The following is a 14,525-nucleotide window of genomic DNA, read 5'->3' on the forward strand; positions in this document are numbered from 1 at the left end:
TCTTCAAATTAAAAACAGCAAAACCCTGACGAAGAATCTGTCAGGGTCTCATGTGCTTCATGAGCTGTGTCTTGCTCTATTAGCCGTTAACGACCGCGATCACGTTGCGAACGGAGTTAGCGGACTTCTCGAGTGCCGCTTTCTCGTCTTCCGTAAGCTCAAGCTCGAATACTTTCTCGATGCCGTCACCGCCCAGAATAACCGGTACGCCCATGAATAGGTTGTTGTAGCCGTATTCCCCTTCTAACAGTGCGATTACGGGAAGGATGCGTTTCTTGTCCTTCAGAATCGCTTCTGTCATCTGAACGAGCGATGCAGCAGGAGCATAGTAAGCGGAGCCGTTGCCCAGCAGGTTGACGATTTCGCCGCCGCCAACACGTGCACGCTGCACAATCGCTTCAATGCGATCTGCCGGAATCAGTTTCTCGATCGGAATGCCGCCTACGTTGGAATACCGTACAAGCGGCACCATATCGTCGCCATGACCGCCAAGAACGAAACCGCGAACGTCTTCTGTAGATACGTTCAGCTCCTGTGCAATGAACGTGCAGTACCGTGCCGTATCGAGTACGCCGGATTGGCCAATCACTCGGTTCTTAGGAAAGCCAAGCGTATTGTATGCCGCGTACGTCATCGCATCGACCGGATTAGAAAGAATAATCACATAAGCATCCGGACTGGTCGTTTTAATGTTTTCGCAAACCGATTTCACGATGCCGGCATTGGTGTTGACCAAGTCGTCACGGCTCATGCCCGGTTTACGAGCGATTCCGGCCGTAATGATTACTACAGATGAACCAGCTGTATCTGCATAGTCGGAAGTACCTGTAATTCTGGCGTCCACACCAAGAACCGGTGTCGATTCCAACATATCAAGCGCCTTGCCTTTAGTCGGGTTCTCAAGCTGCGGGATATCGACCAACACAACATCGCCAAGCTCTTTCTGTGCAAGCATCAATGCTGTCGTAGCACCTGTGAAACCTGCACCTACAACTGTAATCTTATTCCGTTTAATCGCCATTACAAACGGCCTCCCTTAAACAAATGTAATTTACGCCTGTCTAAATCCTACATCAGCCGGCTGGGATTCCAAAGGATAAGTCCTTGGGGTCCTCCTCAAGTTGAGAAGGACCCCAAGGGGACGTGCTTCGTATGGGTGAATTACAGGTTTTTGATGATTTCGTCAGCGAATGCGGAACATTTCACTTCCGTTGCGCCTTCCATCAGACGTGCAAAGTCATAAGTAACGGTTTTGTTGTTGATTGCTGTTTCCAGGCCTTTGTAGATGGAATCAGCAGCTTCTTGCCAGCCAAGGTGCTCAAGAAGCATTACGCCGGACAAGATAACCGAACCTGGGTTTACAACATCAAGGTCAGCGTATTTCGGAGCTGTACCGTGAGTTGCTTCGAAGATTGCATGTCCAGTCAAGTAGTTGATGTTAGCTCCCGGAGCGATACCGATACCGCCAACTTGCGCAGCCAGTGCATCAGACAGGTAGTCACCGTTCAGGTTAAGCGTTGCGATCACGTCGAAGTCTGTAGGACGTGTAAGTACTTGTTGCAATGCGATGTCGGCAATAGCGTCTTTCACGATCAGCTTGCCAGCTGCTTCTGCATCTTTTTGAGCTTTGTTAGCTGCGTCAGTGCCTTCTGCTTCTTTGATGCGGTCGTATTGACCCCAAGTGAAAGTTTGGTCTGCGAACTCTTGCTCAGCCACTTCGTAGCCCCAGTTCTTGAACGCGCCTTCTGTGAATTTCATGATATTGCCTTTATGAACCAGTGTCAGCGATTTACGGCCGTGTTTCAGCGCGTATTCGATCGCAGCACGTGCAAGACGTTTGGAGCCTTCAGCGGAAACTGGTTTAATACCGATACCGGAAGTTTCTGGGAAACGGATTTTGTTAACGCCCATTTCGGTTTGCAAGAAGGAGATCACTTTCTTAACCTCAGCGGAACCTTCTTGGTACTCGATACCTGCGTAGATGTCTTCTGTGTTTTCACGGAAGATAACCATGTTTACCAGCTCAGGACGTTTTACCGGGGAAGGTACGCCGTCGAAGTAGCGAACAGGACGCAAGCATACATACAGGTCAAGCTCTTGACGAAGCGCTACGTTCAGGGAACGGATACCGCCGCCGATTGGCGTAGTCAAAGGTCCTTTGATTGCTACGATGTATTCGCGGATTGCAGTCAGTGTGTCAGCAGGAAGCCATTCGCCATAAGTGTTGAATGCTTTCTCGCCGGCGAATACTTCGTACCATGCGATTTTCTTCTCGCCGCCGTATGCTTTCTCAACAGCTGCATCCAGAACACGCTTGGACGCTTTCCAGATGTCACGGCCTGTGCCGTCGCCTTCGATGAAAGGAATGATTGGGTTGTTAGGAACTTGAAGAACACCGTTATCGATTGTAATTTTGTCGCCTTCAGTTGGCAGTGCGAACTTTTCGAGTTGCATGAATGAATTCCTCCTAAGATTATGCGTTGTTCCTTGAGTGCATGACTATGACTCGAAGCACACGCGTGATTAATGAGTTACGATCGATAAACATAACTTGACGGGAGCCGGCCCCACAACCTAGTGGCTGTGCACCGGCACCCCGCCCTCTTGCAAGGCGCCATCAGGCCTGTGCCTGCTGGAGCTTGATTCTTAACGCTGTGTAATTGGCGTTACCTTCTGGTCTACCGGTCCTGTGTACTCAGCACGAGGGCGAATCAGGCGGTTATTCTCGTATTGCTCAAGAATGTGCGCTGTCCATCCGGATGCACGGCTGATGGCAAAGATCGGAGTGAAGAGGTCACGCGGAATTTCCAGCGTAGTGTAAACCGATGCGGAGTAGAAGTCAACATTTGGCTTCAGTCCCTTTTGTCCGGTTACAAGCTCTTCGATCTTAACAGACATTTCGTAAAGCTCCATGTTGCCTGTCAGTTTGCCAAGCTCACGGGACATCTTCTGAAGATGCTTCGCGCGCGGATCGCCGCCTTTGTATACGCGGTGACCGAAGCCCATGATCTTCTCTTTGTTCGCAAGCTTCGCGTTAATATAGGATTCTACATTATCGAAAGAGCCGATCTCTTCAAGCATAACCATAACGGCTTCGTTCGCACCGCCGTGAAGAGGACCTTTCAAAGCGCCGATTGCGGATGTTACGCCGGAGTAAATATCCGAAAGCGTTGCAACCGTTACACGTGCTGCGAATGTGGATGCGTTAAGCTCGTGGTCTGCATGCAATACAAGCGCTTGATCCAGTGCTTTAACAGCTACTTGATCGGGCTCTTGTCCTGTTAGCATGTAGAGGAAGTTGAAAGCAATGGAGACTCCGCTCTTCGGTGCTACCGGTTCTTGACCTTGGCGGATGCGTGCAAATGCCGCAACCAGCGTAGGGATTTGAGCTTGGATCTTGATGGCTTTCTTGATATTCGCCTCTTGCGACATATCGTTAGCCGATTCGTCAAACAGGGCTAGACTTGAAACCGCTGTACGAAGAGCTGCCATCGAATTTGTATTTTTAGGGTAGAGCTTCAATTGTTCCAGCACCCCTGCCGGTACAGTCGCAAACTCGTTAAGTTGACCAAGCAACTCGTCCAGTTCGGATTGGTTTGGCAGCTTGCCGTACCAGAGTAAGTAAGCCACTTCTTCAAAAGAAGCGTGCTCCGCAAGATCATCGATGTCGATTCCACGATATGTCAGTACGCCATCGATGATCGAGCTGATCGAGGATGTCGTTGCGACAATGCCTTCTAGACCTTTGGTTGCTGTCATTTTTCTCTCTCCTTTGACCTCTTTTTATTTAAAATAATGGAGTCACAAATAACAATAATTGGATTCGAGTTCCCTATCGTCGTTCTAATCATATCGGATTTTGACCGGGAAGTGAACAAAATCGGACATAAAATTGATTTATCGGCACCATAAAGGTTTTTTTCTTCACCTTTCCTGCAATGATTTTTCCCAAATTCCTATGCTTTTACCCTCATGAACAAGCACTTTATTGCACCGCTGTAGAAATGGTAAGATGTGATAATAGCATTAGAACTCGCATTGACACGAAAGGGGCTTACTTATGACGGAACAGCGAATTGGCATCATCGACGTCGGCTCCAACTCCATCCGGCTTGTCATCTATGAACGGACTTCCGGCGGCGCTCATCGCGTCATCGACGGAAGCAAACGTGCAGCCCGCCTCAGCGATCAATTGGACGATGAAGGAGCACTGCCTTCCGGCACAATTGACGAGCTTGTAGATATGATTAATCACTTTCGATTAATTTGCGCGCATCATCGTACAGGACTTATTCGCGCTGTAGCAACCGCAGCTATTCGCAACGCATCGAACCGAAGTGAAGTGCTCCACCGAATCGAATCGAAAACAGGGCTGCCCATTGAATTGCTGTCAGGAGAAGAAGAAGCCGGGTACGGCTTTCTCGGCATGATCAATTCCATGGACATCCAAGACGGCTTCCTCATCGACATCGGCGGCGGAAGCACGGAAGTATCGCTATTTAAGAATCGCACGCTCGTACAAGCCGTTTCGTTCCCTTTCGGCTGCGTCAGCATGACTCGCCGGTTTGCCAAGGGAGGTATGTTAGCCGACCAGCAGCTACGAGAGCTCGAGCAGTATGTAACCGAATTTGTTGAACGTGAAACATGGCTTAAATTGAGTCCGGGAAACCCGCTAATTGGAGTTGGAGGCACTGTGCGAGCACTCGGCAAGGTACATCAGGCACATACAAAGTACCCCTTCGAAAGCACTAACAACTACCCTTTATTGGCTCAGTCGACGGACAGTTTATTTGAACTGATGCGTAAGGAGCCTCTTGATAAGCGCAGTAAATTACCCGGCTTGTCGAAGGACAGGGTCGATATCATCGTCCCCGGCATTGCTATTCTACGTATGATTTATCGGCTCATAGGTGCCTCACATTATATCGTTTGCGGGGCAGGCTTGCGCGACGGTCTCTTCTACGCTACTCGCTTCCCAGAGCGGCCAAGGCTGGATGACGTCCTTACTTACAGCGTCAACAATCTGGCCGCCTTGCATCCCGAGGCGCCGACGCAGCATACCTCACAAGTCAATCGCATTGTGCTTAGCCTGATGGATGCGCTGCAATCGCAGGTGCGAAATCCGGTCCAGGCGCGGCAGCTGATTGATGTCGCTTCGATCCTTCACCGAATCGGAGCCAGCATCGATTATTACGATTATCGAAAGCATACCTTTTATCTGATGATCAATTCGCATATTAACGGACTATCGCATTTAGAGCTGCTTATATGCGCATCCATCGCTTCCTTCAAAGGTAAAAATCGCGTCAAGCAAATTGCTGCAGCCTATAAACCGATGCTTAACGAAGAAGATATCAACCACATATGTCAGCTGGGTACCTTACTGCAGCTGGCCATCGCGCTCGATCGCAGTGAAACCCAAGCCATCGGCAAGCTCCTAATTGAGATTGCAGGCGGGAAGCTTCATCTGCGCGCCGTTCGCGCCGAAGGCATGCTCGCCGTTGAACGGAAAGAAGTCGACGCGCTCGCCGGTGACTTCAAGAAGGTATGGGGATTAATTCCCGTCCTCCATACGCCGGATTACCGATAAGTTTTCCATTTGCGAATGTTTTTCGCTTGAAATTGACTCCGCAGAACCGGAAGATCATTCTGAACTGGCTCGTAGTTTCCACTTGGTTGGAGCTCGCGGGCCTTTTTGTTGTCATCCAAGTTCAGACGCAGCACATTGAATAAGTTCCTGCGCAATCTCGCATCAAATACAGGACACATCAATTCGATTCGGCGGGTTAGGTTTCGCGTCATCCAGTCTGCACTGGATAAGTACAGCTCCTCTTCGCCCCCGTTATGGAAATAAATGATGCGCGAATGCTCTAAGAACCGGTCAACGATACTAATCACTCGGATATTGCTGCTTTGGCCGGGTACGCCCGGTCTTAAACAGCATACGCCGCGAATAATCAGCTCAATCTTGACACCGGCCTGCGACGCCTCATACAGCTTATCGATCATTTCTTGATGCGATAGGCTGTTCATTTTTGCGATGATATGAGCAGGTTTGCCTGCTGCCGCGTGGGCGATCTCGCGATCAATCAAATCAAACAGCTTCTCCTTCAGGTCAGACGGAGCGACGCCGAATGCTTTCCATTCGTAAGGAGACGAATAGCCTGTTACCTCGTTGAACAACGCCGATGCATCGGCACCGATAATCGGATGCGATGTAAACAGTCCGATGTCTGTGTACAGTTTGGCCGTACTGTCATTATAGTTACCTGTACCGACATGCACGTATCGGCGAAGCATGCCTTGTTCCCTGCGCACCACGAGCGTGATCTTGGCATGCGTCTTTAATCCGACAAGACCATATACGACATGACAGCCCGCCTTCTCAAGCTGCCTCGCCCATGCAATATTACGCTCCTCATCAAACCGTGCTTTAAGCTCCACGACCACCGTTACCTGCTTGCCGGACTCCGCCGCCATGGCGAGCGCCTGAACAAGCGCGGATTGACCGCTGACCCTGTACAACGTCATTTTGATCGCAAGCACATCAGGATCCTCTGCAGCCTCCGCTACAAAATCACTTACCGCCTCAAACGACTCATACGGATGGTACAGAAGCACATCCTCCTGCCGGATAACGGAGAAGATATCATCCGAATGTTCAAACTCTTGGGGGTAAACGGGCTCAATCCGTTCAAACAACAACGATTCATAGCTGGGCGACAGCGAATTGGCAAAGCGCATCAGAAAACTCAGGTCGAGCGGCCCGTCGATTTCAAATACATTTTCCCCCTGCTCAAGCTCTTCCTTCAGCATTTGAAGGGCATACGGGTGTATACCCTTCCCATATTCCAAACGAACCGGAAGTCCCCATCTGCGGCGGCGAAGCTCCTTCTCGATTTCCTCGAGCAAGTCCTCGGCGCCTTCTTCATTCAGCGTCAAATCGGCATTACGCGTTAAACGAAACGGATCCACCGCTATCGTCGTATAACCGTTAAACAATGTGTTGATATGTCGTTCAATCAGCTCTTCAAGAAGCACGAATTCATTCTTCTTGCTGTTTACTCGTCCCGGTACGGAAATAAACCGCTGCAGGATCGAAGGCACTTGAACGATTGCGAAGAAAGGCTCTTCTTCCTCCGGCATATTCTCCCGTCCCAGAATAACGGACAGATAGAGCTCCTTCGTATGCAGCAACGGGAACGGACGGCTTTGATCCACCGCCATCGGCGTCAGCACCGGAAACACAATGTCATAGAAATATTCATCTACAGCCTTGAGCTGCTGTGCATTTAGTTCTTCAATGGGACGGAAGCAGATGCCTTCCTTTGCCAAGCCGCGCATGACTTCGCGGTACGTGCGGTATTGATCCGCAACCATTTGATTCGTACGTTTCATTAATCGCTTCCACAGGCCGGCAGGTGTATAGCCAGTGAAATCCCGCTTCGTATAGCCTGCTTTCATTTGATCTTGAATGCCTGCAACGCGCACACTCATAAATTCATCCAAGTTGCTTGAGACAATTGCCAGAAATTTGGCTCGCTCGAGCAGCGGATTATCGGGGTCCTGTGCTTCTTCAAGCACTCTTCGATTGAATTCGACCCAGCTTAAGTCGCGGTTTACATATGGTGATATCGTTTTATTCATTCCGGATCCTCCTGCTTGTCGATTATCCCAATTATGTAGTTTGTTTGTTTCTTCCTTATTAAACTATTGTAAACGCCATGTAAAGACGAGACTTTATGACTAAATTTTTTTTTTGATAAACATCGAAATATCGCCTATGCTACAATTATACAATAAGAAGAGGAACGTTTTTCCTGTTTCACATTTGAAGGAGTGATCGCTGTATGGACCGTGTCATATGGAAGCGTATCTGGCGCATTTTAATGCTCGTTGCCGGAATCGTAGCATTCGTGCTTGCTGTCGTATATGTAACTCCGCTTGTGTATCCGTTTCTGCTGGGATGGCTGCTTGCTTACGCCATAAATCCCATTGTTAATCTTTTGCAAAGAAGACTTAAGGTACCGCGCTGGATTGGCGTTACGTTCACGCTCTTGGTTTTCGTTGCCGCGATGGTGACCATCGTTTCCGCGCTCGTGACGCGAATCGTGGTGGAAATCATTCATTTGTCCAAATCGCTAAGCAGCTCCATTGACTGGTGGCGCGATCAGTTCGAAATCATTGTCGCTTCCCCGGAGATTCAGAACTTGATCGAGAAGCTCAACGCGTTCTATCAAGATAATCCCAATTATCAAGAAACGATTAATTCAAAGATTAACGATACGGCTAATTTATTGGCACAAACGAGTACCAATATTATAACCTATTTCTTAAACGGGATCGTTAGCATCATTACATCGCTGCCGAATGTAGCCACCATCATGGTCGTCGTTCTGCTCGCGGCTTTCTTCATAAGCAAAGACTGGAGCCAGCATGTCAGACGCATGTCCCATTGGTTTCCCGCCGAACTTCGCAAGTCCATATCCATCGTTTGGGCCGATTTGCAAAAAGCCTTGTTTGGGTATGTACGTGCACAGTTCATTATGATTTCCATCACAGCCATTGTGGTAACCGTTGGTCTGCTTATCATAGGAGTCGACTATGCGGTCACGATCGGTATGCTGATCGGGCTTGTCGACCTGCTCCCTTATCTCGGTGTCGGAGCCGCTATGGTACCTTGGATCGCCTATACTTTTATATATGGCGATGTATCGCTCGGAATCAGTTTATCTATTCTATACGGCGTCATCCTCGTTGCACGACAAATGATTGAGCCGAAAGTACTCGCGACCAGCGTCGGTCTCGATCCACTGCCGACACTCATTGCGATGTTCGTCGGCCTCAAGCTGTTCGGGGTACTCGGACTGATTATCGGGCCGGTTTCACTCGTAATCTTGACCGCTATACATAGAGCGAATGTGTTTCGGGATTTGTATTGGTTTGTGGTTCGTGGGCCAAAGCCGAAATAGGTAGGGGGAGCTTCCCCCTTGGACCCCATTGATTAAACATTCAAAACTATTAATTCTAAATACACCCCCTACGTTAGAGACCCCCTAAATCCCCCTAGAAGGGGGACCCCGAGGGACCCGTCCCTCTGGACACCCGGAAGGTTGGCGGTGGAGCTGCTAAGCAGCTCCTTAGTTACATCGTGCCCAGTACTCGCTTTCGTCCCTACGGGACACGCTTTCAGTTTTGGCGCTCCTGATAGAAAAGAAGCTTGGCCTTTGGCCAAGCTTCTTTTCCTGTATACACTACATTCAAAACTGTAACGGTTGTCACAGAGGCTATTTTGCATATAATCCCCATTTTTATTAGCTAAGGGTTGCAACTTCGCAGCGTTTCTTTGATGCTTCAAGCCCGCTTGTCTACCTTCTGCGAATAGTTAGCGAGCCGTTGCGGAGCTTCTTCTCTAACCAGCGAAGCATGAGCAATCGGTAGAAGGGGCGTGTGAATGGGAGCAGCAAGGTCACGCCGATGATGTCGGTGAAGAAGCCGGGCATGAGCAGCAGCAGTCCGCCAATGAGTATGCAGATACCGTTTAGCATGGCGTGGCCAGGGGGTCTGCCGCTTTGGATTTGGGCTTGGACATCCATGAATGCTTTGCGACCTTCGCTTCTGGCTAACTGCGCTCCTGCGAAACCCGTAATGAGTATGAGGCCGAAGGTTGACCAGCCGCCGATGATGTGGCCCATCTTGATAATGCCCCACATCTCGATGGCGGGAACGATAATTATTGCGGCGATAATCCATTTCAGCATATTAGCAGCCTCCCTCTTCCTTGTGCGGCACGACTCCATCTGCAACAGCCTGCATCATGCTGTAAAGCGCAGGAAGCAGCTTATCCAGCCTCGAAGGCCGCCAATCCCGGTTAACCCACACATGCCGAGTCCCACCTCGTACAAGCAGCTTCCCAGGCGGCTCATTGCCTTGAAACCAACCTAGCGAAATGTGGTCCGTATCTTCGACAAGGCGGATCTCCGAACGAAATGATACACGAATGGGTGAAAATTGTTCTAAACGCGTACAGATGATGACGTTATTATCATACCGGGCCGGCGATACATAAGAACAGTCCAAGTCGACGACCGGCAGGAGCAAGCCTTGCTTCTCCACCGTTTCATAAGTCATCCCCAAAGCTCGAACAAGCTCAGTACGGCCAATTTCAAACCATGTCACATAGTTCCCATGAAACACTACGCCCATCTGATCCGTTTCCTGATACCGTACGCGAAGGGGATGCAAATGCCAGAGAATGTTCTCTTTATCTGCTTCTGTCATGCTTGAATCCATCCTTTATCCAGATATCGCACCGTATAGCCAAAAAGCGACGGTGCTTGCGCACCATCGCTTCTATTTTACAAAGCATGCCTTACATTACTTTAGCTTGACCGGAGTAGATAACGCCGACTTCAGCGTAAACCGTTACTTCGGAACCGTCTTGCAAAAGCTCAAGTGCGTTCTGAACGCCTAGAATTACAGGGATCCCAAGGTTAAGCGCTACGATTGCAGCATGGCTAGTGATACCGCCTTGCTCAGTGATGACTGCAGCAGCCTTCTGAATCGCAGGCATGTATTCTCTGTCAGTGGAAACAGTTACGAGAATGGAGCCTTCTGTTGTCTTCGCAATGGCTTCTTGCGGCGTACGTGCAACAACAACTTTACCTGTAGCGCTTTGGCTGCCGATACCTTGACCTTTGGCAATCATTTCACCGATGGTATGGATCTTGATCAGGTTCGTCGAACCGGAGCGTCCAACCGGTACGCCGGCTGTAATGATAACCGTATCGCCAAGCTTCACGATTCCGGAGTTGATTCCGCCTTGTACAGCGATATCGAACATTTCATCTGTTGTTTCAGCAGGCGTGCCAAGAACCGGGATAATACCCCAGATGAGTGCCAGACGACGCATGACTTGCTCTTGCGGCGTAACGGCTACGATCGGCGATCTCGGACGGTATTTGGAAACCATGCGCGCCGTATAGCCGCTCTCTGTCGAAGTGATAATCGCTTTCGCGTCCAAATCCAGTGCAGAGTTGGCAACTGCTTGGCTGATCGCTTCTGTTACTGTCGTTTGTTGCGCTCTTGCTTGCTTCGTGAAGATCTCACGGTAATCAAGCGCTGATTCCGCACGCACGGCAATGCGGGACATCGTTTGAACCGATTCTACCGGGTATTTACCAGCAGCTGTCTCACCGGAAAGCATGATCGCATCCGTACCGTCAAAAATCGCATTCGCTACGTCACTCGCTTCCGCACGAGTCGGACGCGGGTTGCGCTGCATGGAATCCAGCATTTGTGTAGCTGTGATTACAGGTTTGCCTGCACGGTTACACTTCTGGATCATTTGCTTCTGTACCAGCGGTACTTCTTCAGCCGGGATCTCTACGCCAAGGTCGCCGCGGGCAACCATTAGGCCGTCGGATACTTCAAGAATTTCATCGAGGTTGTCCACGCCTTGCTGGTTCTCGATCTTCGAAATGATTTGGATGTGACTCGCGCCATGCTTCTCAAGCAGTTCGCGAATTTCAAGAACGTCTGTCGCTTTACGAACGAAAGAAGCGGCAATGAAATCAATGCCTTGCTCGATACCGAATACGATATCGTTAGCATCCTTCTCCGTAATACCAGGCAGGGAAATATGTACGCCTGGCACGTTAACGCCTTTCTTGCTCTTGATTGGACCGCTGTTTACGATACGGCAAAGAATTTCAGTACCTTGTACTTCTTCAACCGTAAGGCCGATCAAGCCGTCATCGATTAGAATTGTGGAACCTACTTCAACATCTGCAGGAAGGTTCGCATACGTTACAGGAATACGATTCTTGTCACCAAGAATCTCTTCGGTTGTAAGTGTGATCGTTTCGCCTTGATTCAGTTCAATCGGCTCTTCTTTCAGTTTGCCGAGGCGAATTTCCGGACCTTTCGTATCGAGCAGGATCGCGACGGTCTTGCCAAGCTCGGAACAAGCTTGACGGATATTCTTGATTCGGTTGCCGTGCTCTTCAAAGTCGCCGTGCGAGAAATTAAGACGAGCGACATTCATGCCTGCATTGATGAGTTTCTTCGTGTTTTCCAGCGATTCGCTGGAAGGGCCAATCGTACATACGATCTTCGTTTTACGCATAAGTAAATTCCATCCTCCGTCTGATACGTTCACATTTAAATTGCTATTCTCTATACTTGCGCTGATTCGATCTCGTCCACAATCAGGTCAGCTTCCGGCTCGGGAGCATGGAATTGACCGATTTTGCGGAATTTATTGTAACGATCTACGACAAGCTCCTCTGAGGAAAGCTTGGACAGCTCGCCAAGATGGCGCCAGATCGCTTCTTTAATCGTCTCGGACTGCACAGCCAGGTCGCGATGCGCCCCGCCTTGCGGCTCCTTGATAATCTCTTCCACGATGCCGAACTCAAGCAGATCATCTGCAGTTATTCTCATTACTGCAGCCGCTTCATCTGCACGCGAAGCATCTTTCCATAGGATGGATGCTGCGCCGTTTGGCGAAATAACCGAGTAAATCGCATTCTCCAGCATAAGCACGCGGTTGCCGACACCAAGTGCCAAAGCCCCGCCGCTTCCGCCTTCCCCGATAACCACGCAAATAATCGGAACGCCGAACATAGCCATTTCACGAAGATTACGAGCGATTGCTTCGGATTGACCGCGCTCCTCCGCCGTATTCCCGGGATATGCGCCTTTCGTATCGATCAAGGTTACAATAGGACGACCGAATTTATTCGCCTGCTGCATGAGTCTCAATGCTTTGCGGAACCCTTCCGGATGCGGACTGCCGAAGAAACGGGCAATATTGTCCTTCGTATCTTTCCCGCGCTGATGGCCGATTACCGTAACCGGTACGCCGTTCAGCTTAGCAAGTCCTCCCACAATAGCGAGATCATCCGCAAACAGACGATCTCCGTGCAGCTCGATGAAATCGGTGAAAATCATCCCTATGTAATCCAGAGAGGTTGGTCGGCCATGATGACGCGCCAAGTGCATCTTCTGCGCGGGCGTCAATTCTTCATACAGCTCTTCCTGCAACTGTTTACAACGGTCCTCCAGCCGGCTGATTTCATCGCTGAAATCAATGCCCGACTCTTGCCCGAATTTCTTCAGCTCTTCGATCTTCTTCTGCAGCTCGTTAAGCGGCTTCTCAAACGGCAGCTCACCCGCCATTGATAATTTCCCCCTTTACCGAATGCATATCAAGCAATTTAGCTAATGTTGCTTTCATTTCTTTACGATGAACAACTTTGTCAAGCTGTCCATGCTGCAAATTGAATTCTGCGGTTTGGAAATTGTCCGGCAGCTTCTGACGAATCGTCTGCTCGATTACCACTCGACCGGCAAAACCGACAAGGGCGCCGGGCTCGGCCAAATTAAAGTCGCCAAGCATCGCAAAGCTTGCGGAGACGCCGCCTGTGGTAGGATCGGTCATAACGGAAATGTACAGACCGCCGTCGCCTTGGAACTTTGCCAATGCCGCGCTTGTTTTGGCCATTTGCATCAAACTAAGAATACTTTCTTGCATCCGCGCGCCGCTTGATGTGGAGAAGATGAGCATCGGCAGCTTCTTGGCATGGGCTTGTTCGATCGCACGCGTGATTTTCTCGCCGACGACAGAACCCATGCTTCCTGCAAAGAAATCAAAGCTCATGAAAGCGGCGACGACCGGCAATCCGCCGATCGTCCCCTCTCCTGTAACGACTGCATCTTTAAGTCCGGAGCTCTTCTTCTGAGCTTCCAGCTTGCTCGCATACCCCGGGAAAGGAAGCGGATCAACCGATACCAAATCCGCATCATATTCAACCAAACGCCCTTCATCGAGCGTAATGGCGATCCGTTCCCAAGCGTTCAACCGGAAATGATGGCCGCAGCTGGGGCATACTTTTAAGTTTTTCTCGACTTCTTTGCTGAATTGAATATTGCCGCACTTCGGACATTTGGACATTAAGCCTTCCGGAATATCCGGCTTCGTTCTCGGCTGGCCCGAAGGAATTGTGGCATATTTCTTTTTATGAAATAAGTCCTTGAACACAAAAGACACCTCTTTGGGGGCGCAGTAGTTTTTAGAAATACATTGTTGCGCTTTGGGTACGCAGTAGTTTTTAAAATCACTTTGTTGCGCTTTTGGTACGCAGTAGTTTTAAAGTCATTGTTGCGCTTATGAGTATGCGGTAGTTTAGAATGTACCTCTGTAAACACAACAGTTCTGAATTTACACGCTGCGCGTTAGGTACGCAATAGTTTTTTTTGCATCGCCCGCAAGTGGGTACGCCGTAATTGGAATTATCGTTGCGAGTTGAGAATGTTATTTAACACTTCCTGCACTTCTTCCAGTTCGCCAGATGGGACCAATATTTCGTACTGTTGCTTGGAAACATTAATCGGTCTGATCTTTACGAGAAACCCTTCTTGGGTCAGCCGGTTTTTAATGCTCTCCGCAATTTTTGCCGTCGGCGCGATGTAGATAACCGTCCACATGAAGGAACCTCCTGAGCATTGATAAAAGATCATCT

General features: G+C 49.5%; 12 protein-coding genes. 2 read left to right on the top strand and 10 right to left on the bottom strand.

Annotated elements, in window-relative coordinates:
• Window positions 1–79: 79 nt before the first annotated feature.
• The 3 genes from mdh to citZ form a co-directional block, all read right to left on the bottom strand.
• Window positions 80–1,021, bottom strand: a complete 942-nt coding sequence (mdh, locus tag BLW29_RS17135) for a malate dehydrogenase (protein ID WP_090981764.1) — start codon at window positions 1,019–1,021, stop codon at window positions 80–82.
• 140 nt (window positions 1,022–1,161) lie between these two features.
• Window positions 1,162–2,454, bottom strand: coding sequence for an NADP-dependent isocitrate dehydrogenase (icd, locus tag BLW29_RS17140; RefSeq protein ID WP_090981766.1), 1,293 nt, complete (start codon window positions 2,452–2,454; stop codon window positions 1,162–1,164).
• 192 nt (window positions 2,455–2,646) lie between these two features.
• A complete protein-coding gene (gene citZ, locus BLW29_RS17145; RefSeq protein WP_090981768.1) occupies window positions 2,647–3,759 on the bottom strand; it encodes a citrate synthase in 1,113 nt (370 codons plus the stop codon).
• A gap of 301 nt (window positions 3,760–4,060) precedes the next feature.
• Here citZ and BLW29_RS17150 point away from each other — a divergent pair, with 301 nt between their 5' ends.
• Window positions 4,061–5,590, top strand: coding sequence for a Ppx/GppA phosphatase family protein (locus BLW29_RS17150; RefSeq protein ID WP_090981770.1), 1,530 nt, complete (start codon window positions 4,061–4,063; stop codon window positions 5,588–5,590).
• On the opposite strand, the gene ppk1 is transcribed toward BLW29_RS17150, so the two are convergent.
• Window positions 5,581–7,647 (bottom strand): polyphosphate kinase 1, encoded by a 2,067-nt coding sequence (gene ppk1 / locus BLW29_RS17155; protein ID WP_090981772.1) that lies wholly within the window; start codon window positions 7,645–7,647, stop codon window positions 5,581–5,583. The two genes, BLW29_RS17150 and ppk1, sit on opposite strands and share 10 nt — an antisense overlap.
• A gap of 203 nt (window positions 7,648–7,850) precedes the next feature.
• Here ppk1 and ytvI point away from each other — a divergent pair, with 203 nt between their 5' ends.
• A complete protein-coding gene (ytvI, locus tag BLW29_RS17160; RefSeq protein ID WP_090981773.1) occupies window positions 7,851–8,972 on the top strand; it encodes a sporulation integral membrane protein YtvI in 1,122 nt (373 codons plus the stop codon).
• A 396-nt stretch (window positions 8,973–9,368) separates the two neighbouring features.
• Here ytvI and BLW29_RS17170 read toward each other — a convergent pair whose 3' ends face one another.
• From BLW29_RS17170 to BLW29_RS17195, 6 genes are all read right to left on the bottom strand, one after another.
• Entirely contained in the window at window positions 9,369–9,761 is a 393-nt protein-coding gene (locus BLW29_RS17170) for an FxsA family protein (RefSeq protein WP_090981777.1), read from the bottom strand.
• A 1-nt stretch (window position 9,762) separates the two neighbouring features.
• A complete protein-coding gene (locus tag BLW29_RS17175) occupies window positions 9,763–10,281 on the bottom strand; it encodes an acyl-CoA thioesterase (protein ID WP_090981779.1) in 519 nt (172 codons plus the stop codon).
• Window positions 10,282–10,372: 91 nt separating this feature from the next.
• Window positions 10,373–12,127 (bottom strand): pyruvate kinase, encoded by a 1,755-nt coding sequence (gene pyk, locus BLW29_RS17180; protein WP_090981781.1) that lies wholly within the window; start codon window positions 12,125–12,127, stop codon window positions 10,373–10,375.
• 50 nt (window positions 12,128–12,177) lie between these two features.
• Window positions 12,178–13,182 carry an acetyl-CoA carboxylase carboxyltransferase subunit alpha gene (locus BLW29_RS17185; protein WP_090981783.1) on the bottom strand — a complete coding sequence of 335 codons (1,005 nt, stop codon included), beginning with the start codon at window positions 13,180–13,182 and terminating at the stop codon, window positions 12,178–12,180.
• Entirely contained in the window at window positions 13,172–14,044 is an 873-nt protein-coding gene (accD, locus tag BLW29_RS17190) for an acetyl-CoA carboxylase, carboxyltransferase subunit beta (protein ID WP_090981785.1), read from the bottom strand. Before accD ends, BLW29_RS17185 begins: the two co-directional genes overlap by 11 nt.
• A 251-nt stretch (window positions 14,045–14,295) precedes the next feature.
• A complete protein-coding gene (locus BLW29_RS17195; RefSeq protein ID WP_090981787.1) occupies window positions 14,296–14,490 on the bottom strand; it encodes a glutamate decarboxylase in 195 nt (64 codons plus the stop codon).
• Window positions 14,491–14,525: the final 35 nt, after the last annotated feature.

Origin of the sequence: Paenibacillus sp. CF384 (genome assembly GCF_900106745.1) — a bacterium.
In the GTDB taxonomy this organism is placed as follows: Bacteria; Bacillota; Bacilli; order Paenibacillales; family Paenibacillaceae; genus Paenibacillus_Z.